At 73.4% G+C, this 22,065-nt stretch carries 21 protein-coding genes; 10 read left to right on the plus strand and 11 right to left on the minus strand.

The genetic code is table 11. The features are described 5' to 3' along the window. Positions 1-6: 6 nt before the first annotated feature. A complete protein-coding gene (locus tag MTR79_RS14530) occupies positions 7-1,611 on the minus strand; it encodes a phospholipid carrier-dependent glycosyltransferase (RefSeq protein WP_244790532.1) in 1,605 nt (534 codons plus the stop codon). A 100-nt stretch (positions 1,612-1,711) separates the two neighbouring features. Then, the gene (locus MTR79_RS14535; RefSeq protein WP_244790534.1) at positions 1,712-2,359 is read right to left on the minus strand and encodes a nucleoside/nucleotide kinase family protein; all 648 of its coding nucleotides are present in this window, start codon (positions 2,357-2,359) and stop codon (positions 1,712-1,714) included. 92 nt (positions 2,360-2,451) lie between these two features. On the opposite strand from MTR79_RS14535, the gene MTR79_RS14540 reads away from it, so the two are divergent. From MTR79_RS14540 to MTR79_RS14555, 4 genes are all read left to right on the plus strand, one after another. Then, the gene (locus MTR79_RS14540; protein ID WP_244790536.1) at positions 2,452-3,189 is read left to right on the plus strand and encodes a beta-phosphoglucomutase family hydrolase; all 738 of its coding nucleotides are present in this window, start codon (positions 2,452-2,454) and stop codon (positions 3,187-3,189) included. Next, a complete protein-coding gene (locus tag MTR79_RS14545; protein WP_189364486.1) occupies positions 3,186-5,543 on the plus strand; it encodes a glycoside hydrolase family 65 protein in 2,358 nt (785 codons plus the stop codon). The genes MTR79_RS14540 and MTR79_RS14545 overlap by 4 nt, the downstream gene beginning before the upstream one ends. Before the next feature lie 163 nt (positions 5,544-5,706). Then, entirely contained in the window at positions 5,707-7,200 is a 1,494-nt protein-coding gene (locus MTR79_RS14550) for a hypothetical protein (RefSeq protein WP_244790538.1), read from the plus strand. Positions 7,201-7,316: 116 nt separating this feature from the next. After that, positions 7,317-7,799 carry a DUF5709 domain-containing protein gene (locus MTR79_RS14555; RefSeq protein ID WP_048454867.1) on the plus strand — a complete coding sequence of 161 codons (483 nt, stop codon included), beginning with the start codon at positions 7,317-7,319 and terminating at the stop codon, positions 7,797-7,799. 106 nt (positions 7,800-7,905) lie between these two features. On the opposite strand, the gene MTR79_RS14560 is transcribed toward MTR79_RS14555, so the two are convergent. The 4 genes from MTR79_RS14560 to MTR79_RS14575 form a co-directional block, all read right to left on the minus strand. Beyond that, entirely contained in the window at positions 7,906-8,112 is a 207-nt protein-coding gene (locus MTR79_RS14560; RefSeq protein WP_048454866.1) for a hypothetical protein, read from the minus strand. A 198-nt stretch (positions 8,113-8,310) separates the two neighbouring features. Further along, a complete protein-coding gene (locus tag MTR79_RS14565) occupies positions 8,311-9,516 on the minus strand; it encodes a glycoside hydrolase family 64 protein (protein WP_114875635.1) in 1,206 nt (401 codons plus the stop codon). 330 nt (positions 9,517-9,846) lie between these two features. Further along, positions 9,847-10,740 (minus strand): Gfo/Idh/MocA family oxidoreductase, encoded by an 894-nt coding sequence (locus MTR79_RS14570; RefSeq protein WP_086703567.1) that lies wholly within the window; start codon positions 10,738-10,740, stop codon positions 9,847-9,849. Between the two features lie 132 nt (positions 10,741-10,872). After that, positions 10,873-11,286: a VOC family protein gene (locus MTR79_RS14575; protein WP_086703564.1), complete on the minus strand. Its 414-nt coding sequence runs from the start codon at positions 11,284-11,286 to the stop codon at positions 10,873-10,875. A gap of 222 nt (positions 11,287-11,508) precedes the next feature. Here MTR79_RS14575 and MTR79_RS14580 point away from each other — a divergent pair, with 222 nt between their 5' ends. The 3 genes from MTR79_RS14580 to MTR79_RS14590 all read left to right on the plus strand — a co-directional run bounded on the left by MTR79_RS14580 (position 11,509) and on the right by MTR79_RS14590 (position 14,651). Then, positions 11,509-12,366 carry an aldo/keto reductase gene (locus MTR79_RS14580; protein WP_244790540.1) on the plus strand — a complete coding sequence of 286 codons (858 nt, stop codon included), beginning with the start codon at positions 11,509-11,511 and terminating at the stop codon, positions 12,364-12,366. A 101-nt stretch (positions 12,367-12,467) separates the two neighbouring features. Continuing rightward, complete coding sequence (locus tag MTR79_RS14585) at positions 12,468-14,237, plus strand: ABC transporter ATP-binding protein (protein ID WP_244790542.1); 1,770 nt, start codon at positions 12,468-12,470, stop codon at positions 14,235-14,237. Between the two features lie 156 nt (positions 14,238-14,393). Then, positions 14,394-14,651, plus strand: coding sequence for a DUF5133 domain-containing protein (locus MTR79_RS14590; protein WP_189364483.1), 258 nt, complete (start codon positions 14,394-14,396; stop codon positions 14,649-14,651). Here MTR79_RS14590 and MTR79_RS14595 read toward each other — a convergent pair. Continuing rightward, entirely contained in the window at positions 14,607-15,635 is a 1,029-nt protein-coding gene (locus tag MTR79_RS14595; RefSeq protein WP_086703573.1) for a helix-turn-helix domain-containing protein, read from the minus strand. The two genes, MTR79_RS14590 and MTR79_RS14595, sit on opposite strands and share 45 nt — an antisense overlap. A gap of 207 nt (positions 15,636-15,842) precedes the next feature. Here MTR79_RS14595 and MTR79_RS14600 point away from each other — a divergent pair, with 207 nt between their 5' ends. Both MTR79_RS14600 and MTR79_RS14605 read left to right on the plus strand, forming a co-directional pair. After that, complete coding sequence (locus MTR79_RS14600) at positions 15,843-16,316, plus strand: hypothetical protein (protein ID WP_048454859.1); 474 nt, start codon at positions 15,843-15,845, stop codon at positions 16,314-16,316. A gap of 93 nt (positions 16,317-16,409) precedes the next feature. Further along, positions 16,410-16,628: a hypothetical protein gene (locus MTR79_RS14605; RefSeq protein WP_086703554.1), complete on the plus strand. Its 219-nt coding sequence runs from the start codon at positions 16,410-16,412 to the stop codon at positions 16,626-16,628. Positions 16,629-16,681: 53 nt separating this feature from the next. Here the strand turns inward: MTR79_RS14605 and tgmB are convergent, their stop codons facing one another. From tgmB to MTR79_RS14620, 3 genes are all read right to left on the minus strand, one after another. Next, positions 16,682-17,665 (minus strand): ATP-grasp ribosomal peptide maturase, encoded by a 984-nt coding sequence (gene tgmB / locus MTR79_RS14610; RefSeq protein WP_244790544.1) that lies wholly within the window; start codon positions 17,663-17,665, stop codon positions 16,682-16,684. 16 nt (positions 17,666-17,681) lie between these two features. Next, positions 17,682-17,873 carry a putative ATP-grasp-modified RiPP gene (gene tgmA, locus MTR79_RS14615; RefSeq protein WP_004935783.1) on the minus strand — a complete coding sequence of 64 codons (192 nt, stop codon included), beginning with the start codon at positions 17,871-17,873 and terminating at the stop codon, positions 17,682-17,684. 120 nt (positions 17,874-17,993) lie between these two features. Then, entirely contained in the window at positions 17,994-18,317 is a 324-nt protein-coding gene (locus MTR79_RS14620) for a YkvA family protein (RefSeq protein WP_175445908.1), read from the minus strand. 247 nt (positions 18,318-18,564) lie between these two features. Here MTR79_RS14620 and MTR79_RS14625 point away from each other — a divergent pair, with 247 nt between their 5' ends. Beyond that, positions 18,565-20,091, plus strand: coding sequence for a hypothetical protein (locus MTR79_RS14625; RefSeq protein WP_244790546.1), 1,527 nt, complete (start codon positions 18,565-18,567; stop codon positions 20,089-20,091). A 474-nt stretch (positions 20,092-20,565) separates the two neighbouring features. Here the strand turns inward: MTR79_RS14625 and MTR79_RS14630 are convergent, their stop codons facing one another. Continuing rightward, positions 20,566-21,729, minus strand: a complete 1,164-nt coding sequence (locus MTR79_RS14630; RefSeq protein ID WP_189364481.1) for a hypothetical protein — start codon at positions 21,727-21,729, stop codon at positions 20,566-20,568. Between the last annotated feature and the right edge of the window lie 336 nt (positions 21,730-22,065).

Consider the following 22,065-nt stretch of genomic DNA (forward strand, 5'->3'; position numbering starts at 1 on the left):
GCCGGCTCACCTCCGGTAGATCGTGATCGAGTGCCCCACCTGGTCGATCCGCGTGCTGCCGGCGACGAGTTCGGCCAGCCGCCCGGTCGCCTTGGCCGCCGCCGAGTCCGACACCACCAGCACCCCGTGCACCATGTCGGGCGGTACCCGGCGCGGATCGCGGGCGTCGATCCCGTAGTACGCGGGTACGCCCGCGCCCTTGTACACCAGCCAGATCCGCTCGCCCCGGTACCGCTCGTGCAGCCGGTCGGCGAGCCGGCCGAGGTCCTGGCCCCAGTCGACGTTGGAGTCGTGGAGCCGGTACCGGGTCCGCTCCGGACCGCCGAACGCCTCGTTGGAGTACGGCAGATAGAAGGGGAACGTCCGCAGCGAACTGACGGCGACGAACGCCACCAGCGCGCCCGTCACCACCGGGGCCCACCGCCACCGCACGAGCACCACGCACCCGGCGGCCACCGCGAGGAACATCGGCAGGAACACCGCGTACCGGGTGCCGAAGTCCCGCGACCCGTACATGGCCGCGGCGAGCAGCACCGCGGGCGCCGCCAGCAGATACGGCACCGCGGGCCGCAGCGGGCGCAGGGCAGTCACCGTCACCGCGCCCGCCGCCCACAGCGCCAGCGCGCCCAGCGGCGTCTTCACCAGCAGCGCGACCGGCAGGTAGTACCAGAGCGACCCCGTGTACAGCTCCCCGAAGAGGAAGCCCTGCCAGGGCCGGTTCTCCAGGCCGAACTGAAGCCGCATGCCGTCCCGGAACGGCTCGGGCAGCGGCAGCAGCTGGACGGCGAGGCCGCGCAGTCCGCCGACCGCGGGGATGTGCTGCGGCGGCCCCCACCGCAGCCGGGGATCGACGGCCAGGTACGCCGCCCACACGGCGGCGCACGCGGTCAGCGCGAACACCGTGGCCCCGGCGACCGCCCGCGTCACCCGGCGTGGTCCGGCACACCACACCGACACCGCCGCGACGACCACCAGCACCGGCAGCGCGGGCAGCACGCTCATCTTCGTGGCCAGCGCCGCCCCGAACGCACCGCCGGCCGGCGGCACGTACAGGCGCGGCCGTGTCCGGGCCCGCCACAGCAGCCACGCCGACGTCAGCACGAGACCGGCGGCCGGAACGTCCAGCGTGGCCAGTGAGCCGTGCGCGATCACGTCGGGGGAGAGGCAGTAGAGCGCGAGCGCCGTCAACGCGCCCGCCCGACCCGCCAGTTCGCGCGCGAACGCGAACACCACCAGTCCGAACGCGAGCGTCAGCACGATCACCGGCAGGCGCGCCCAGAACATCACGCGCCACGGATCGTTGCCAGACTCGTACAGCAGCCGACGCCCCAACTCCGTCTGATCGCCGCCGAACCCGGACTCCAGGCGAGCGTCGGCGACCAGTACTCCGGCGGCGATCACCAACTTGCCGAGCGGCGGATGCTCGGGATTGAAGCGGAGGCTGTGCTCGTCCAGGTAGACCGCGGCCGTCCCCACGTAGACGGGTTCGTCGATCGTCGGCGTCTGCCGCAGGGCGGTCGTGACCATCGCCACGGCCATCTGCCCCAGCAGCACGACGACCAGTGCGGGCACCCCCCACCTCCGTGCCCACACCATCACCTGACGCCTCATGCGCCCCACTCTGGCACCGACGCGCCCCCGGCGTGCGTCACCGTGACGATTCCGCCAAGCACGTTCCTCACCCGGCCAGTTGCCCCAGCGCGCCGCGCCGTCAGGCCAGTTCCTCCACCGGCACCACCAGGTCCGCGCGGCCACGGGTCGCCGCCACCAGGGCGGCGTTGCGCTCGTCGGAGCGCTCCACCCAGGCGACCGCCTCCTCGTGCGACTTGCCGAACCGTTCGTGACGGGCGATCAGCCGACGCACCCGCCGCTCCTCGTCCGCCGCGCAGAACCACACCTCGTCCAGCAGCGTGCGCACCCGCGTCCACGCCCCGGTGCCGAGCAGCAGGTAGTTGCCCTCCGTGACCACGAGCCGCGCGGCCGGGGGCACGGGGACCGCCCCGGCCAGCGGCTGCTCCAGCTCACGTTCGAAGGCGGGGGCGTACATCACCTCGCCTGCCTCGGACTCGTCCCGCAACCGTCGCAGCAGCGCCGCGTACCCGGCCGCGTCGAAGGTGTCGGGGGCACCCTTGCGGTCCCGGCGGCCCAGCCGCTCCAGCTCCGCGTCGGCCAGGTGGAAGCCGTCCATGGGGACGTACGCCACCCACGGCTCGCCCGTGCCGTTCAGCTCGCGGACCAGGCGTTCCGCGAGCGTGGACTTGCCCGCCCCGGGGCTTCCGGCGATGCCGAGGATCGCGCGCCGCCCGTCCCGGGAAAGGGAGCGGGCGCGGCGGAGGAGGTCGTCGAAGGTCAGCGCCACAGGGCAGAGTGTGTCACCCGGGAAGCCGCACCCCGCCACCCGTGTGGCCCGCCTCACTCTCTGTCCCGGCCCGTACGGGGAACCGTGACGGTATGACGGATCTGGGTCTGCCCGAAGACATCGAGGCGTGCCTCTTCGACCTCGACGGCGTGGTCACGAGGACGGCCGTGGTACACGCCGCCGCGTGGAAGGAGATGTTCGACGCCTTCCTGCGCGAGCGGGACGGCGAGGGCTTCGCGCCCTTCACCGCCGCCGACTACGACGCGTACGTGGACGGCAGGCCGCGCGCCGACGGGGTGCGCACCTTCCTCGCCTCCCGCGGCATCGAGCTGCCCGCGGGCGGCCCTGACGACCCGCCATCCGCCGCCACCGTGCACGGGCTGGGCAACCGCAAGAACGAACTGCTGCTCGCCAGGATCCGCACCGACGGCGTGGAGCCCTACGACAGCACCCTGGCGTATCTGCACGCCGTCCGTGCCCGCGGTCTGCGCACCGCGATCGTCTCGTCCAGCGCCAACTGCCGTGACGTGCTGCGCTCCATCGACGCCGAGGACCTCTTCGACGTACGGATCGACGGGGTGGTCGCCGCCGGGCGGGGCCTGCCGGGCAAGCCCGCGCCCGACACCTTCCTCGCCGCCGCCGCCGAGCTGGGCGTGGAGCCCGCGCGGGCCGCGGTGTTCGAGGACGCGCTGGCCGGGATGGACGCCGGACGCGCCGGAAAGTTCGGGTACGTCGTCGGCGTCGACCGCGTCGGACAGGCCGAGGCCCTGTACGCGCACGGCGCCGACACGGTCGTCGCGGACCTGTCCGAGCTCGGGGGTGACGCGTGACCCGGGGCGACCGCTGGTACGACATCGACCCCTGGACCGTGCGGGAACACGGCCTGGACCTGGAGCGGCTGCCGCAGAGCGAGTCGGTGTTCGCGCTGTCCAACGGCCACGTCGGCTGGCGCGGCAACCTCGACGAGGGCGAGCCGCACGGCCTGCCCGGCTCCTACCTCAACGGCGTCCACGAACTCCACCCGCTGCCCTACGCAGAGGCCGGCTACGGCTACCCCGAGTCCGGGCAGACCGTCATCGACGTCACCAACGGCAAGGTGATCCGGCTCCTCGTCGACGACGAGCCGTTCGACCTGCGCTACGGACGGCTCGTCCACCACGAACGCACCCTCGACCTGCGCCGGGGCGTGCTGACCCGGGTCTGCGAGTGGACCTCGCCGGCCGGCTCCACCGTCCGGGTGCGCTCCACCCGGCTGGTCTCCCTCACCCAGCGGGCCGTCGCCGCCGTCGCCTACGAGGTGGAACCCGTCGACAGCCGCGCCCGGGTGGTGGTGCAGTCCGAACTCGTCGCCAACGAGTCCCTGCCAGAACCCGACGGCGACCCGCGCGCCGCCCGCGCGCTGCGGTCCCCGCTGGAGCACGAGGAGGACTTCGCCCACGGCGGCCGGCTGCGGCTGGTGCACCGCACCCGGCGCAGCGGCCTGCGGGTCGCCGTCGCCGCCGACCACGTCGTCGACGGGCCCGGACGGACCGTCACCGCCGGCGAGAGCGACGTCGACACGGCCCGGCTGACGGTCACCTCCGTGCTGGAGCCGGGCGAGCGGCTGCGGGTGGAGAAGTTCGTCGCCCACGGCTGGTCCGGCGTCCGCTCCCGGCCCGCGATGAGCGACCAGGTGGAGGCGGCGCTGGCGGCCGCCGCGCACAGCGGCTGGCAGGGCCTGCTCGACGAACAGCGCGAGTACCTGGACGCCTTCTGGAGCCGCGCCGACGTGGAGGTCGACGGCGACGAGGAGATCCAGCAGGCCGTGCGCTTCGCCCTGTTCCACGTCCTCCAGGCGGGCGCCCGCGCCGAGCGGCGCGCGATACCCGCCAAGGGCCTCACCGGCTCCGGCTACGACGGGCACGCCTTCTGGGACACCGAGGTGTTCGTGCTGCCCCTGCTGATCTGCACGGTGCCGCAGGCGGCCGCCGAGGCGCTGCGCTGGCGGCAGAGCACCCTGCCCGTCGCGCGCGAGCGCGCCGCCCAGCTCGGCCTGCGCGGCGCCGCGTTCCCCTGGCGCACCATCGAGGGCCCGGAGGGCTCCGCGTACTGGCCGGCCGGCACCGCCGCCTTCCATGTCAACGCGGGCATCGCCGACGCCGTCGTGCGGTACGTCCAGGCCACCGGCGACGAGCGCTTCGAGCGTGACACGGGCGTGGAACTGCTGGTGGAGACCGCCCGGCTGTGGCGCTCCCTGGGCCACCACGACGACCGGGGCGTCTTCCACATCGACGGGGTCACCGGACCGGACGAGTACAGCGCCGTCGCCGACGACAACACGTACACCAACCTCATGGCCCGCGCGAACCTGCTCGCCGCCGCCGACGTGTGCAAGCGCCACCCCGACCGGGCGGCCGAGCTGGACGTCGACGAGGAGGAGAGCGCGAGCTGGCGGGACGCCGCCGAGGCGGTGCACCTGCCCTACAACGAGGAGCTCGGCGTGCACGAGCAGCACGCGGGCTTCACCCGCCACCAGCGCTGGAACTTCGCCGGCACCCGCGCCGAGCACTACCCGCTGATGCTGAACTTCCCGTACTTCGACCTCTACCGCAAACAGGTGATCAAACAAGCCGACCTGGTGCTCGCGATGCACACCCGCGCCGACTGGTTCGAGGAGCGCCACGACGAGGAGCAGATCGCCCGCAACTTCGCCTACTACGAGCCGCTGACCGTCCGCGACTCCTCCCTGTCCGCCTGCGTCCAGGCCGTGATGGCCGCCCGCACCGGACACCTCGACCTGGCGTACGCGTACACCGCCGAGGCCGCGCTGATGGACCTCGCGGACCTGGAACACAACACCCGCGACGGACTCCACATCGCCTCGATGGCCGGGGCATGGACCGCGCTGGTCGCCGGGTTCGGCGGCATGCGCTGGGACGACGACGGCCTCCGCTTCACTCCCCGGCTGCCGCCCGGACTGCGCCGGCTCGCCTTCACCCTCGGCCACCGCGACCGGTGCCTCCACGTGGAGATCACCGCCGAGCGCACCACGTACCGGCTGCGATCCGGACCGCCGCTGACCCTCCGTCACCACGGCAGGGAGCTGACCGTCGGCGTGGACCACCCCGTGGAGGGCCAGGTGCCGGTGCCCGCCCCGCGACAGTCGCCCGAACAGCCCCCGCACCGCCGCCCCCACCCGCGCTGATGAAGCGTTCAGACGATTTTCGGCCGTGTACCGCCTGCGCGGCCGACCGGTCCGGGTTAGCTTTGGCCATGATCCCCCCATATCCGTCTTCCTCAAGACGTGGGGCCCATGAGGCCCATGACGGGAGACGGGACTCCAGACCGGCGGCAGCGAAGGACGGACGATGACCCACGGCGCGGGCGCCCCGCCGACCGTCACCCGGCGGAGCGGGGAACGCTCACGGTCCGCCGGCCCCAGGGCGGCTGGCGACACACGGCCGCTCGCGGTGCTCGCCGCCGTCTTCACCCTGGCGCAACTCGCACTGATCCGGCCGACGTTGGGTCTTGGCTGGGACGAGATCGTCTACACCAGCCAGGTCACCACCCACCACCCGGCCGCCTTCTTCAGCGCACCCCGCTCCCGCGGCGTCTCCCTGCTGGTCGCGCCCGTCGCGTCCTGGTCGGACTCCACCGTGCTGCTGCGGATCTACCTCGCGCTGCTCTCCGGACTCGGCCTGTACCTCGCCCTGCGCGTCTGGCGCGGACTGTTCCCCATCCGCGTGCTGGTCGTCGCCGGCGCCTTCTTCGCCTCCCTGTGGGTGACCCTCTTCTACGGTCCCCAGGCCATGCCCAACTACTGGGTGGCCGTCGGCGCGCTGATCGCCGTGGGCGCGTTCCTGCGCCACCGCGAGGACACCTCCTCCCGGGGCATGCTGTGGGCCGTCGTCGCGGGGACCGCGCTCATGGCGTGGATGCGGCCCACCGACGCCGTGTGGGTGACGATCCCGCTGCTCGTCCTCGCGGCGGTGTGGCGACGCCCCCGCCTCCTGGCGGCCGTCGTGGGCGGACTGCTGGCCGGCGGGGCGCCCTGGGCGATCGAGGCGTACGCGTCGTTCGGCGGCCTCTCCGAGCGACTGGCCGAGGCGTCCCGCATCCAGGGCGGACTCGGCCTCCACATGGCCGTCGACGACCAGCTCCGCAGCCTCGGCGGACGTGCCCTGTGCCGCCCCTGCACCGGGGAGATGCCCCACCCGGTGATCACCCTGTGGTGGTTCGTGCTGCCGGTGCTCGCCGTGCTCGGCCTGGTCGTGGCCGTACGGGCCGGCCGCGCGCTGCGCACCGCCGTGCCGCTGGCCTGTGCCGCCACCGCCGCCCTGCCGTACCTCTTCACCATCGCGTACGCGGCGCCGCGCTTCCTCCAGCCCGCCTACGCGCTGCTCGCGATTTCCGTCGCCGACGCCCTTTGGTACCTGGTCACGGCGCCGCGCGGACGGTGGCGCACGGTGCTGCGGACGGTGGTCGCGGTGGGACTGGCAGGCCACCTGGCGGTGCAGCTGACCGTGGCGGTGCACACCGCGAACCGCTCCGCCGCGAGCCGCGAGGACTGGGCCCGCACCGCCGAGGGACTGCACCGGCTCGGCGTCACCCCGCCCTGTCTGATCACCGGCCACGAGTCCATCCCCATCGGCTACTACACGGGCTGCTCCTCCGGCGCGACCGCCGGGAACAACGAGAACATGACGGCCGAGGACATCCGGCGCACCGCCGAACGGGTCCCGGTCGCCGAGATCACCCGCGTCGGCAGCAGACCCAACGCCTACGCGCGGACCTGGCCCGTCCACCGGGTCGAGGACTACGACATCCGCGTCGCGCCCGCCACGGACACGCCACGGGAGTGAGATCCGGCGGTTTTACCGCAGGTCCGGCAGCTCTCGGGGTTAGAGACCGCCTCACGGGAAACGCGGATCGGACACCGAGACGGCGCGAGCCGACGCAGCACGACAGGGAGGACGCCATGGGCTCCGAACCGATGGGGGACGACGTCTACCAGCCCACCGGGACCAACGAGCAGCAGGAGGATGGCGCCCCGCTCGACATGCAGGACGCCCTCGACGAGCGGGACTACGACGACATGCTCGACGAGGGCTACTCACCGCCGGAGAAGGCGGTGGGCGTCACCAAGCACGGCGTCACCGCCGCCGAGCAGCACGACGGGGAGACGCTGGACGAACGGCTGTCCCAGGAGGTGCCGGATCCCTCCACGGAGGCCGGCGACGGAGTGGGCGACCTGCCGGGCGGCGAGGGCGAGCCGGTCGACCCGGAGGCGGGCACCGCCCGCGCGGGACGTCTGGTCGCACCGGACGAGGGCGCGCACACCGACACCACCAAGGAGTCCGTCGCCGACGACGTCGGCATCGACGGCGGCGCGGCGGGCGCGGAGGAGGCCGCCGTGCACGTCGTGGAGGACGAGACGGAACTGCCCGACAGCCGCTCCTGAACGCCGTCGGGGACGTACACGACGCCGTCGGGCCCGGTGCACGCGCTGTGCACCGGGCCCGACGGCGTCCCGCTGCCGAGGGAGCGGGGACCGGCCGTGCGGCGGACTACGGAAGGATCTTCTCCATCGCGGAGGGACCTTCCTCGGCCAGCTTCCGCCTGGCCCACTCGATGTTCTGCGGGGTGAGGTCCTTGCCGCTGGCGAGAACCAGGTCTTCCGGCGACACCTCGTTGCCGGTGCGGGTGTGGAGCAGGCTGTCCGGGGTGGCGCGGTCCTCGCTCTGCCGGGACGCGTCGGGCTGGGACGTCGACATCTTCGGGCTCCTCGGGTCCGGATCGCTGGTACGGCCCGGCGCCGGGCGCCGGGTCCCGTACTCAGCCTTCACCGCGGAGGCCCGCCGTGCATCCGGAGCGCCCGGGCGCCCGCCGTCGGGCGCCCGGGGCCCCGGGTGCGGGGCCTCCCCGTGCATGCCGGGGTACCGTGCCCCGCCCCGGGGAAACCTGCTCCACGCTCACTCGAAGGGGGTGAGCGTCAGCCGCAGGGCGGTGGGCGCCGTGTCCTGGATGTAGGAGGCGAAGTCCGCCACGTCGTCGAAGGCGAAGCCGTACGCCCTGCCGTCCTCTGTGGCCGCGTGCATGGCCTTGGAGTAGTGGTTGGTCAGCTCGGACAGGTAGAACTCCGCGGGGTCGGTGGTGGGCTGCTCGGGGTGGCTGAGCAGCGTCGAGCGGTTGAAGCCCGCGCCCAGGATCGCGGCGACCGGGCCCGTGGTGCCGTCGTTGGGCGCGGCCAGGGCTCCGTCGCAGAACAGCACGTCCCGGGTGGACGGCTTGTCGAACGCGACCTGCGCGGGTCCGTCGAAGGTGAACCGGTCCCCGCGCACCCGCCCGGTGAAGGTGCCGGCGTTGGTGGTGACCTTCAGGTCCCGGCCGGTGTAGGTGCTCCACACCTCGTCGATGTACGGGGCGAGGTAGTCCTCGGCGAACAGCCCGGCGTCCAGGCCGTGGCCGGGCGCGATGATCCGGGTGTCGTCCACCACCAGCCGGTCGAAGCCCTCGGTCCCCCCGACGGCGGCGAACGCGGCCGCGCGGCCCCCGGGGCGGACCGTGCCCGTGGTCTGGTCGTCGGCGCCCGTGAGGCGGATGCTCAGCGGCACGCTGAACATGTCGACCATGGTGGTGTTGCAGAACAGACCGGCGGAGTTGTACGTGAACTCCGCGCAGTCGTGCAGCACGCCGTAGTTCGGGTCCGAGGACACCCACCCGGCCGGGTACTGCAGCGCGGCGGCGCCGCTGCCGTCCGCGACGGCCTTGAACTTCAGCTTTTCGCCGAGCGCCACGTAGACGCGGCCGGACATGTACGGCAGTGACAGCGTTGTCTCGTTGCCGGAGAGGCTGAGCGCGTAGTCGGTGAAGCCGTCCTCGCCGTTGTCGGCCAGGTCGATGGGGGCGAGCGTGCCGTCGGGGGTGAGCCGGACCTGGCGGCCGTCGGCGTTGCCCACGACGTACAGGTGCACCGAGGCGTTGTCGAAGGAGCCGCTGTCGTTGACGATCGTCAGCGGCAGCGAGGCGGCCGCCTTCGTGCCGGAGCCGCCCTCACCGGACTGGCCGGCGAGGGCGTGGGGGGCGATCGCAGCGGCCGCAGGCAGCGCCACGGCGGCTCCGCCGAGGGCGAAGAGCAGCTTGCGGCGGCCGAGGGTGCGCTGGTGCCGAGGAGTCATGTGGGGGGTCTCCATAGTGCTCGTGCGGTTCCGGTGGGGCACACCGGCCCGACCCGTCCGGGAGGCTGGTGAGAGCGCTCTCAGGCCGTGCGTCGGGACCGGCGTGTGGCACCGATGGTAGGGACCAGGGCCGGGCCCGCCAACGGGTCCGACTTGTCCCCAACACCCTCTGACCTGCGGTTACTTGAATGCACGACAAAGGGCGCACGATCGCTTAACCGGTCCTTAAGGATCGTTTAAGCCGACCGGAGCGGACCGAGTACGCAGCGCACCGGCCGCACTCCGCAGGGTGCCGGGAACGGGGCCGCCTCGGTCCGCACGGGAAAGGCTTCAGCGGGTGCCGCTGTGCAGCAGCGTCTCCGCGTTGGCGAGGATCCGGGTGACCGTGAAGGCGAACCGCGCGTCGCACGGGTGTGGCTCCCCGGAGCCGGCCGCCGCGGCGATCAGCGCGTCCGCGGCCCGGCCGAGCGCCGGGACGACGTCGCCCCGGGCCTCCGGCAGCACGGTCACCCCGGACTCGCCCCGCAGCTCCGTCATGGCGCCCGCCGCGGCCGGGGGAGCGGTCAGACTCAGGGTCGTACTGCTCGACGCGCCGCCGGAGTGGTCCAGCACGAGATGCACGGTGTCACCGGGTCCGTACGCCGCCGCCGTCACCCGGCGCGGCTCGCCCAGCACCGGCAGCAGCACGGACAAGGCGTGCGGGCCGACGTCCCACAGGGCGCCCTTCTCCTGCCGCCAGGGCGAGGCGGCGAAGGGGTTGTCCTCGGAGGTGAACACCGCGCCGAGCCACTGCGCCCGCCCGGTGAACCAGCCGCCCACGCGCGCCTGTTCCTCGATCCAGGCCTGCGGTTCCGGCTGGAAGCGGGTGGTGAAGAAGACCACGGAGGCCACGCCCGCCGCGTCGGCGGCCTCCACGACCGCGCGCCCCTGGGCCACCGTCGTCGCGATCGGCTTGTCGAGCAGCAGATGGCGGCCCGCGCGCGCGGCCCGCACCGCCAGGTCCGCCTGCACGGCCGGTGGCAGCGCCACGGCGACGGCGTCCACGTCGGCGAGCAGCGCGTCGACGTCGTCGTAGGCCCGGACGCCGTGCACCGCGGCCAGCTCCCCCGCGGCCTCGGGTCTGCGGCCCCAGACACCGACGAAGTCCAGGCCGGGGTGTTCACTCAGCGCGGGGGCGTGTGCCGCCCGCGCCCAGGGCCCGGTGCCGAGCAGTCCGATCCGCATGCCGCCGCCTCTCCCCGGGGCGCCTCGCGCTGCCGGGCCGGTGTCCGCGCCGCGCCCCGCCGGCGCGCGCCAGGCCTGCACGATGATCCCGGCCGGAACGCCGTGTCAACCACCGGCCGTACGGCGGCCGCCTCAGCCCTCCCGTGTGTTGATGTTGACCATCCACGGCACGCCGTACCGGTCCGTGCACATCCCGAAGACGTCGCCCCACATCTGACGCTCCAGCGGCACCGACACCTGGCCCCCGTCGGACAGCTTCTCCCAGTAGCGGCGCAGCGTGTCCTCCTCCTCGCCGCTGAGACTGACGGCGAAGTTGTTGCCGGGGGCGTACTCCATGCCGGGAGGCCCGTCCGAACCCATGATCGTGAAGCCGTCGGGGGTGGTGAGCATGCCGTGCATGATCTTGTCGGCGAACTCCTCCCCGGCGCCGCCGGCCTCCCCGAAGGTGTGCATGTTCAGCTCCCCGCCGAAGACCTCCTTGTAGTACTCCATCGCCTGCCGGGCGTTGCCGTCGAAGTTGAGGTACGGATTGAGGAGCGGGGCCATCGGAACCTCCGGGACGGGGACGGAACGGTGGGGCTCCGCGCAGCGTAACGCCGGGGGCGGAGAGGCGCGCGGTGAAGCGGACCGGAGGCGTACGGGGCGATTCAGCGACCGGTCCGATGAATCCGTTCGGATTTTCCTGTTGGATTTCCGGGCACCCGGCGGCGAGGCTGGTATGCGCTTTCCACGATCGCCAGCACGACAGCCGGAAGGGGCTTCGCGCACATGCACATGCGTCGTATCGGTGAGGTCGAGGTGTCCGCGATCGGACTGGGCGGGATGCCCATGTCGATCGAGGGACGGCCCGACGAGTCCCGTTCGCTGGCCACCCTGCAAGCCGCCCTGGACGCCGGTGTCACCCTGATCGACACCGCGGACGCCTACCACCGGGACGCCGGGGAGGTGGGGCACAACGAGAGCCTGATCGCGAAGGCGCTCTCCACCCACGAGCGGGGCGGTGACGTCCTGGTCGCCACCAAGGGCGGGCATCTGCGCCCCGGCGACGGCAGCTGGACCCTCGACGGGCGCCCGGAGTACCTGAAGCGGGCCTGTGAGGCGTCCCTGCGCCGGCTGGGCGTGGAGGCGATCGGCCTCTACCAGTTCCACCGGCCCGACCCCCGCGTCCCGTACGCCGAGTCCGTCGGCGCGATCCGCGACCTGCTCGACGAGGGGAAGATCCGCATGGCGGGCATCTCCAACGCGAACCCCGAGCAGATCCGGCAGGCCCAGGAGATCCTCGGCGGGCGTCTCGTCTCCGTGCAGAACCAGTTCTCTCCCGCCTTCCGCTCCAGCGAGCCGGAACTGGAGCTGTGCGACGAACTCGGTGTCGCCTTCCTGCCCTGGAGCCCGTTCGGCGGCATCTCCAAGGCCGGTGAACTCGGCTCCACCTACGCGCCGTTCGCGCGCGTGGCGCAGGAGCACGGGGTGAGCGCGCACCAGGTGTGCCTCGCCTGGATGCTCGCCAAGTCGCCGGTCGTCGTGCCGATCCCGGGTGCGAGCCGCCCCGAGTCCGTCCAGGACTCCGTGCGCGCCGCCGGCCTCGAGCTGAGCGCCGAGGAGATCGCGGAGCTCGACGCGGCCTGAGCGGCCGCTCCCGCGCCCGGCGCCCCCCTGGGGGCGCCGGGCGCCGTTCGTGCGCCGCGATCCGTCCGGGGCGGCGCCTCACAGGGGGAGGACCACCGCCCATGGCATCGCCGCAGATGAGACCGCTCGACCACCGCTACCGGGGCGAGCACCCCGTGCGCACCCTCGGCTACCTGTTCCGTGCGGACCGCGGCCGGCTGGCCGCGGCCGTCGTCGTCTTCACCGTCAAGCACAGCCCCGTCTGGCTGCTGCCGCTGATCACCGCGTCCATCATCGACACCGTCGTCCAGCACCAGCCGGTCTCCCGGCTGTGGACCAGCACCGGCGTCATCATGTTCATCCTGCTGGTCAACTACCCGCTGCACGTGCTGTACGTCCGCCTCCTCTACGGCAGCGTCCGCCGCATGGGCACCGCCCTGCGCTCCGCGCTGTGCACGCGCATGCAGCAGCTCTCCATCGGCTACCACTCCCGGGTCAGCGCGGGCGTGCTCCAGGCCAAGGTGGTCCGCGACGTCGAGACCGTCGAGCAGATGGTGCAGCAGACCGCGGAGACCGGGCTCGGCGCGCTCACCGTGCTGGCCGGCGGACTGATCATCATCGGTGTACGCACCCCCGAGTTCCTGCCCGTCTTCCTCGTCGTCGTGCCTGCCGCGGCCCTGCTCGTGGCCCGGCTGAGGGCGCGGCTGCGCACCCACAACGAGCACTTCCGGCACGAGGTGGAGACGCTGTCCTCCCGCGTCACCGAGATGACCCGGCTGATCCCCGTCACCCGCGCCCACGGCCTGGAGGGCAAGGCGCTGCGCCGCATGCACGGCACCCTCGACCGGCTGCTCACCTCCGGGATGCGCCTCGACCTGGTCAACGGGCGGTTCGGTTCGCTGGCGTGGGTGGTCCTCAACGTGGTCGGCGTGATGGTGCTGGCCGGCGCCGCCCTCGTGTCGTACCACGACGTCTGGGGCGTCACCGCCGGCGATGTCGTGATGCTCAGCGCCTTCCTGACCACGCTCACCAACTCCACCACCACGCTGGCGGGTCTGGCCCCGGTCATCACCAAGGGGCTGGAGTCCGTGCGCTCCGTCGGCGAGGTGCTGCAGGCGCCGGAGCTGGAGGACAACGAGGGCAAGGCCGAACTCACCGCGCTGCGCGGCGCGGTGACCTTCGAGGGCGTCGGGCACGCCTACGACGGCGACGACCGCCCAGCCGTACGGGACCTCACCCTCGACGTCGCCCCGGGCGAGACCGTCGCCCTGGTCGGCGCGTCCGGCGCGGGCAAGTCCACGGTGCTCAACCTCGTCATCGGGTTCATCCGCCCCACCTCCGGCCGGCTGCTGGTCGACGGCACCGACATGAACACCCTGGACCTGCGCACCTACCGGCGATTCCTGTCCGTGGTGCCCCAGGAGTCGGTCCTCTTCGACGGCACCGTGCGGGAGAACGTCGCCTACGGCATGGACGACGCGGACGAGGAGACGGTGCGGGGCGCGCTGCGCGACGCCAACGCGCTGGAGTTCGTCGACCGGCTGCCGCAGGGCCTGGACACCCTCGTCGGGGAGCGCGGGGCGCGGCTGTCGGGCGGTCAGCGCCAGCGGCTGGCCATCGCCCGCGCCCTGATACGGGACCCGAAGGTGCTGGTGCTGGACGAGGCGACGTCCGCTCTGGACACGCGTTCGGAGGCGTTGGTGCAGGAGGCGCTCGCCCGCCTGCTGCGCGGGCGGACCACGTTCGTCGTGGCGCACCGGCTGTCCACGGTGCGCGGGGCCGACCGGATCGTGGTGATGGCCGACGGGGCGATCCAGGAGGTCGGCACGCACGAGGAGTTGCTGCGGCGGGGCGGCGCGTACACGGCGCTGCACAGTGGTCAGGTGGCCTGAGCCGTCGTCCGTTCCCCCGGGGCCCGAGTGACCAGGTGGCCAGGTGGCCCGGTCGCAGTGTGAATGTTTTCGGTCATTTTCGATCAGCAAGGCGCGGGATGTGCGTGGCTTCGCCGTCTTCGGGCATGCGCACCGAAAACAGGAAAGGGGCGCTACGTGCTCGTACCGGATCCGAAGGTCGTCAGGCAGCTGCTGACGCGGTATGCGACGCTGCGGATCGCGCAGGCGGAACGACAGACTCCGGCGGTGGCCAGGGAACTCGAGGACGTCACCCGTCGGCTCTGCGTGACGATGGGCACGGCCGGCATCCACGACGCCGTCGCGCGCGCCGACGACCTTCTCGTCCGTGCCCGGACGGACCGCCGCCGGTCATCCGAGGCGGACGGCGAGAGCGGACTGTCGCTGGCCGTCTGAGCCCGCGGCCCGGGCGTCCGCCGGGACGGCCGGGCCGCGCCCGCCCCTGAACGACCTGCGATAGGCGTACGGGGTCGTCCCCACCACCTTGCGGAACCGCTCGCGGAACGCCGTGGGGGAGCCGAACCCGGCTTGCTGCGCGATACGTTCCACCGTGTGGTCGCTGTTCTCCAGCAGGTACTGGGCGCGCCGCACCCGGGCCCGCAGCAGCCACTGCAGCGGCGTGGTGCCGGTCTGCTCGCGGAAGCGGCGGCTGAAGGTGCGCTCGCTCATCCCCGCTCGCGCCGCCATCGCGGCGAGCGTCACCTCGTGCGCCACGTTGTCCTCGATCCACCCCAGCAGCGGCTCCAGGTCCGAGCCGCGCGGCACGGGCGGGTGCTCGTGCACGATGAACTGGGCCTGCCCGCCCTCGCGCTCCAGCGGCATCACCGACATCCGCGCGGCGTTCGCCGCCACCGCCGACCCGAAGTCACGGCGGATCATGTGCAGGCACATGTCGAGCGCGGCGGCCGCGCCGGCCGAGGTGAGGATCCGCCCGTTGTCCACGTAGAGCACGTCCGGCTCCACCTCCACCCGTGGGTACGCGCGCGCGAACTCCTCGGCGGCCACCCAGTGCGTGGTGGCGCGCAGCCCGTCCAGCAGGCCCGCCTCCGCCAGCACGAAGGCGCCCACGCACACCGACGCGATCCGGGTGCCCGCCTCGGCCGCCTGGCGCAGCGCCGAGAGCACCGCGGGGGAGGGCGGCGGGGAGCCCGGGGCGCGTCCCGGCACGATCACCGTGTCGGCGTCCGCGAGCGCCTCCGGACCGCGGTCGACGCGCAGCGCGAAGCCGCCGTCCGCGGCCACCTCCGGCCGCTCGGCGCACAGCCGGACGCGGTACGGACGCCGGCCGTCGGGCAGCCGCGTGAAGTCGAACACCTGCATGGGGGCCGCCATGTCGAACGGCACCACACCGTCCAGTACGAGGATCGCCACGGAGTGCATGAACGCCACCCTAGACAGATTCCCGCCACCCGTCCCCACCCGGTCCGGGTCACGCCATGCCTGGTCACCACGGCTGGCGGGAATCCGTGGGGAACTGTCGGTCCAGCCGCTGTCCGGCCGCCGCGACGGCTTCTAGCGTGAACCCGGCATCCCGCGGATCGGGCCGGTCGCGCCGATCCCGCCGATCACGTCAAGGAAAGAGCCCCGGTGACCAAGCTGCTCCTGTCCCTCCACGTCCTGGCCGCCATCGTCGCCGTCGGTCCGGTGACCGTCGCCGCCAGCATGTTCCCGCCGGCCGTGCGCCGCGCGGCCCCGGCGGACGGGGCCGACCCCGGCCCGCGCGCGGCCGGCACCGTGGAGCTGCTCCACCGGATCTGCCGCGTCTACGCCGGGCTCGGCGTGCTCGTGCCGGTGCTGGGTCTGGCGACCGGCCTCGCGATGGGCGTCCTCGGCGACGCCTGGCTCGTCGCCTCGGTGTTCCTCACCGCGGTGGCCGCCGGTACGCTCATCGCCCTCGTGCTCCCCCGTCAGGACGAACTCGTCGCGCAGGTGACCGGGCGACGGCCCGTCGATCATCGCAGCACCGTCCAACTCGCCATGTTCACCGGCGTGTTCAACTTGCTCTGGGCGACCGTCACCGTCCTGATGATCGTCCGGCCCGGCTCCACGACGGGCGCCTGACGCCCGGAACGCCCACTTCACCCCCGTTGGCCGCATACACTCGGCAGTCGCGGCCCCGCACCGGGGACGCCGAGCAGAAAGGCGCGTTGTCGGGTGTTCCAGGATTCCCCCATCTACGACCGACTCATCGCGGAGTGCGGCGACGTGCCCGCACAGGTCCGCCGCGAGGCCGAACGCGTGAGCAGGGAACTGGAGTCGGTCATGCGGCCCCTGCAGTCGCCCGGCTACGGCCCCGGCCTCGACCGGCCGCAGCAGGCCCCCGGCAACGGCTGGCAGCGCACCGCCCTGCTGCCCGGCCCCCGGCCGCACTGACGCGCGCGTACACCCTCTCGTCGGCGCGGTGACCGCGGCCCACCGCGCCGGGCTCACCGCGCCGTGGTGACCGAACCGGCCGGCTCCGCCGGCTCCTCGGGGACGGGACGGGACAGCCACTCCGCGATGGTCCGCGCGATCGGCTGTTCCGTCTCCACCTCGACGAACCCGAACTGCCCCGACTGGTTGCACTCCAGGAACCACCAGGTCCCGTCCGCGTCCTCCGCGAAGTCGAGTGCCCCGTACGCCAGTTCCGCCCGGCGCATGTAGTCGAGCACGGCGTCCGCGGTCCGCGGCGGGACCTCCACCGGCTCCCACGGCGGTCCCGGCGCGGTGAACCGCACGTCCACCACCTGCGGGTCGGCGTCCGGCGCCGTCGCCTTGCGGGCCGCCAGCAGCACGTCGCCCACCACGGTGAGCCGGATGTCCGCCTGCTTGACGATCCGCCGCTGAAGGAGCGTCGGCCCGTAGGCCACCGCCGAGAAGTCCGTGTCCGGCGCCACCCTGCTCGTCGGCACGGCCCGCGGCGGATCCTGCGGGTGCGCGCCCGACACCGGCTTGACCACCAGGTCCGGGAAACGCTCCGCGAACTCCCGCGCCGCGCGCGGGAACGTCGTGATCACCGTCGCCGGCACGGGCAGTCCGCAGCGCTGGGCCAGGCGCAGCTGCCACGGCTTGTGGCGGGCCTGTCGTGCGGCGTCCGGGTGGTTCATCCAGCGCGCGTCGCAGCCCCGCAGCATGCCGTAGAGGGCCTGCGACGCTTCTTCGGTCAGCCAGGCGGACGGCTGCGGGGCGCGCTCGGCCGGAGTGCCGGGGCGGCGCACCCACACCGACCGCAGCCCGTTTATGCTCACCAGCCGCCCCCCGGCGGACAGATGGCCGCGGAACCGGCCGTGGACGTACTCGCCGGACAGCGAGACGCCGCCGGTGAGATCGGCGGGGTCGAGACGGACCACCGGCACCCCTGCGCCGTTCAGGTGGACCACCACCATGTCGGCGGTCACATCCTCCTCGCAGGTGAGGATCAGCACGGTCATGGTCTACGGTCCGCGTTCAGTCGTCGAAGTGGGTCTTGGAGCCCGCGGTGGACGTGGTCGTCCCCACCTCGCGCAACAGGGCGTGGTCGCAGGCCGCGATCCGCCCGTCACCGAGGACGTTCAACTGCAGTCCGGAGTCATACGCATACGGAGTGGCAACGGCCAACTCCACCGCCGGACGGGCGTAGTTGAGCGCGAACGGTTGCATCGTCTCTCCCTCGTCGGTGCTGCGCCGATCAGGCAACGGCCCTCTGTGCGCCGCCGCTTGGTCCGCCGACTTGCGTTGGCTTCCAGAGACTTATACGAATCGAACGGGTGGTTGGTTTCCTCACGGAGCGTAATCATCGGCGGGTTGTCGTCCCGGGCGCCTTCCGGGCACTCCGGGCGCCCCCGCGCCGACGGAACCACGCATGGTGCGCAGAGCGAGCAGCAGGACGCCGATGTCGTCCAGGTACACCGGATCGGGTACGAGATCGGCCGGTAGCACCAGGTAGAGCACCGCGCCCCAGAACACCCAGCGGGGCCCGGTGGGCAGCCCCGCCCGCCGCAACTCCCGCCGTGTGCGGACGAGACGGACCAGCACGGCCACGGCGCCCGCCAGCACCAGGGCCGCGAGGACCGCGACGCCCCACACCACGGTCGTTGTGTCCAAGGTCACTGCCCTCCTTCCGGTGGCCGCGTGGCGCGGCCTCACCCCCGACACAGTCCTCGAGGAAACGGATTCCCGTTCCGGGTCCCGGTATGGCGGCGGGGACCGGCCATGCGCCGCTCGCGACCGTTGCCCCGTGAACAACACCCGAAACACGCAATCGCCGCAGGTCATCCCTGCGGCTCAGTCAAGTGGCAGCCCGCGGTGGGGGAGCCTAGTAATGGTCATCAGTCTTCCCCTGGAGTCGATCATGACCACTTTCTCCTCGTCCTCCTCCAACGAACCGGGCATACCCGTGGATACGGCCGCGGCCCCGCCCGTCGGCACGACGGGCACCGCGACCGGCGCGCACCGGCCCGAACCGGCCTGGGCGCGTCACCGGACGGCGGACCGCACGGCCCCGGCCGACGCGCGGTACGCGGCCGGCGCGGGCGGGGGCACCGCGCCTCCGCGTGATCCGTCCGGGACGGACCGCACGGTCCGTCAGGCCGACACCGGCCACCCACGCGATCCCGTGCACGGCAACCATCCGCGCGATCCGGTCGACCGGCCGCGCGAACCCGCCGGGGCGGAGGGGCCCCGGGACCCGGTGGCGACGGTCGATCTGGTGGATCCCGTCGACACCACGAGGGAGCCGGTGAGGGAGCAGGGAGTGCCGCGCCGCCTCGGTGACGTGCCGGATTCCTCCGGCCTGCCGGGTGCGGCACCCGGGGCGACCGAACGGGTGTACGCCGATCCGGTCACCGATCTGGTGCACGCCGCCGTGTCCGACCGTCCCCTGGAGGAGGTCGTCGACCTGATCACCGCACTCGAACGGTCGCCCGAGCACACCCGTGCCGTCGTCGACGCGCTGCGCGCCGCCGGTGTCGACCGGTCCGTGGAGGACGTCACCCGGCTGGTCGCCCTGCTGACCCGTCCGCCCCGTGACGCGGCCAGCGCGGACGAGACCATCCGCGCGGCCGCCGCCCACCGCTCGGTCGAGGACGTCACCCTCCTCGTCGCGCTGCTGCACAACGAGCCCCTCGCGCCGCACTGCCGTGAGGAGGCCCTGCGCGCCGCCGCCACCGGCCGGTCCGTGGACGAACTGGTCGAACTGATCGACCGTCTGGCCGCCCAGCGTCCCCCCGAGCATCTCCTCCGCGCGGCCGTCGCGGAGTCGGCCCGGCCCGCGCAGGAGGCGGAAGGTCAGAGGGAGGCCCAGCGGCACCTCCGGCCCGAGCCGGAGCGCGCCCCGGCGGGCCGCGGCGGCGCGTTGCGGATCGGGGGCCGTCGCCCCGCCACCCGCCGCACCCCGCGGCCGGCCCGCCGTCCCCGCCCCGCCGCCGCGCGCGCCCGTGCGTCACGGCCCGTGCCCCGGTCGGCGATCTGGATCAGCTGGCTGGCGGCCGTCGCCCTCGCGGTCTGCGCGGTGACCCACTTCCCGCTGCAGCGTGACGGCGTGTCACTCAACGTCCACGCCCTCGCCGTCGGCATGTCCGTGCTGTGCACGGTGCTCGCCCTGATCCTCGTCGTGCGCCCCGCGGTGGTCGTGCTCGCGGCGGGGGTCGCCGCGGCGACGGTACTGGCCGTCGCCCACGCCTACGGCGGCTCGTTCACCGAGGCCACCCTGCCGAGGGCGGTCGACCTGGCGCTCGCCCCGGACTGGCTCGCCACCTCGGCCGCGATCGCGGCGGCACTGGTGGCCCTGGCGGCACTGGTGGTCCGCGTGGCCACCCCGCCCCCGGGCACCCGCTGGTCCCCGTGGCCCCCGGCGGAACCGCACCACGCCACGGACTGATCGCCTGCCGGCGACGCGGGCGGTGGAGGAGAGACACCTACGGTGCGCCTCCACCACCGCCCGCCGTCCGGCGCACCCGTGTCGGACGGTGCGCTGGGCCCGTCTCCTCCGGGGAGGGGCGCCCACGCAGGACGAGCCGGGTTTCGGATGGTCCGGCATGACGGTGTGTGCGTCGCCCGGTCCGTGCCGTCTCCTCCCTGTGGCCCGGTGGGAGCGTCTGCCCTCGGGCGCTCCAGCCTGACGCCGGGTTCCCTTCATCCCCCGGCGCCTGTCCGAGGGCTCCGTCTTCGGCTCGGGCGGCGGGCCGTCTCCTCCGGGCAGCCGTCCGCGGCGGAAGCCCGCCCGGCGGCGTGCGTCCGACCCCGGCTCACCTCTTGTCCGAAGGTTCCGCTTCCGGTTCGGGGGCTGGGGCCGTCTCCTCCGGGCAGCCGTCCGCGGCGGAAGCCCGCCCGGCGGCGTGCGTCCGACCCCGGCTCACCCCTTGTCCGAAGGTTCCGCTTCCGGTTCGGGGGCCGGGGCCGTCTCCTCCGCGGAGGACCGGCCGCGGCGGGAACCGCCCGGCTTCAGGCGTTCCAGGGTGCGCGTCAGGTGCTGGAGCGGGGCCGGGGGCCGGGGGCGGGGCGGCTGTGTGGCCGGGGGTGGTGGGGCGAGCCCCATCTCCCGGTACGCCTCCAGCGCCTCGTGGGCGCGTTCGGCGGCCTCCCGGTACAGGTCGCGGGACTTCGTCATCGCGTCCAGCGCCTCGGCGTACATCGCCACCAGCGCCCGCTCCCGCTCCAGTTCCTCGGCGACGGTGAGCAGGTGCCAGTCCTCGCGCAGCGCGGTCAGCGCCTCCTCGGCCCGCTCCGGAAGCTCTCTCGGCAGAGCGTCGTGACGCAGCACCGCGTCCACCAGGTCCGTGGGCTCCGTGCCGTCGAGGAACACCGCGCGCACCGCGAAGGCGTCCGGCTCGTACCCCTCGGGGACCGGGCGGCCGGGCAGCACCGCAGCGCCGCCCCTGGGGACCTCCACGTCGAACTCCCGCAGTGCCCAGTTCGTCACCCGTGCCTGCTGCGGGGTGGCCCGGTGCTCGACGACCCGGTGTCGCAGACCCGGCGGCAGCCAGTGCGCGAGCGGGACGTACCCGCGCTCGTCCGGGGTCATCGCCTCGTGGACGACGACGTGGACGTACCAGGGGTCGCGGGCACAGTCGCGCAGCCGGCGCCGTACGTCCTTGTCGTCCTCCGGGAGCGGGTTGATCTCGCCGGGGCGTAGTCCTGACGCCGGGTCGTGGTTCCAGGCGGCGTCCGGCTCCTGCGGCCAGAACATCGTGACCGGGGACGGCCAGGAGGGGTCCCAGGGGCGTTCCGCCTCGGCGACCAGGAGCCAGTCGCGGTCCGGTCCCTTCGCCTTGGCGGGGGAGAGGGCGAGGCGGGCGCGGACCGTGACCCCGTCCCCCACCCGCGTCCGGGACTCGAACACCAGGTCGGGCTTGGTGTCGTCCGCCGGGAGCTCCAGGAAGTCGTCGATGGTCCCGGCGTCCTTGAGGGCGGAGAGGCCGCGCCGGAGCGTCTCGTCGGCCCGCTCCCCGACGTGGCGGCCGCGGGTCGTCCGGACGGTGGGAGGGACGGTGGGGCGGGCTGTGGCAGAGATCGGCATGGGTCCAGTCGTCAGCGGGGGCACGTGCTGCCCTCAGTATCGTCGCCCGCGCCGGACGACGGGACGCCGGGTTCCGCCGTACGGCGGCCCGTCCCGCACACGGCCCGCCCGGACGGCCGACACCCCCGGGTCACAGGAACCGCCACCCGCACACCCGTTCCCCCAGGCCTTCCGGAACCGCCCGCGCGGGCCTCGCGTCCCGCCTCGCACCGGGGGCGAAAGTCGCGGACCCTACCAGCGTCCCGACCCCCACGTCGCATATTCCACGGGAAAACGCCAAAGCCCCCACCTCGATCGAGCACACACCGTAGCGTCGACGTCACGTTCGCGGTACAG

This window comes from Streptomyces sp. BJ20, from assembly GCF_022869105.1.
Lineage (GTDB): Bacteria > Actinomycetota > Actinomycetes > Streptomycetales > Streptomycetaceae > Streptomyces > Streptomyces griseoincarnatus.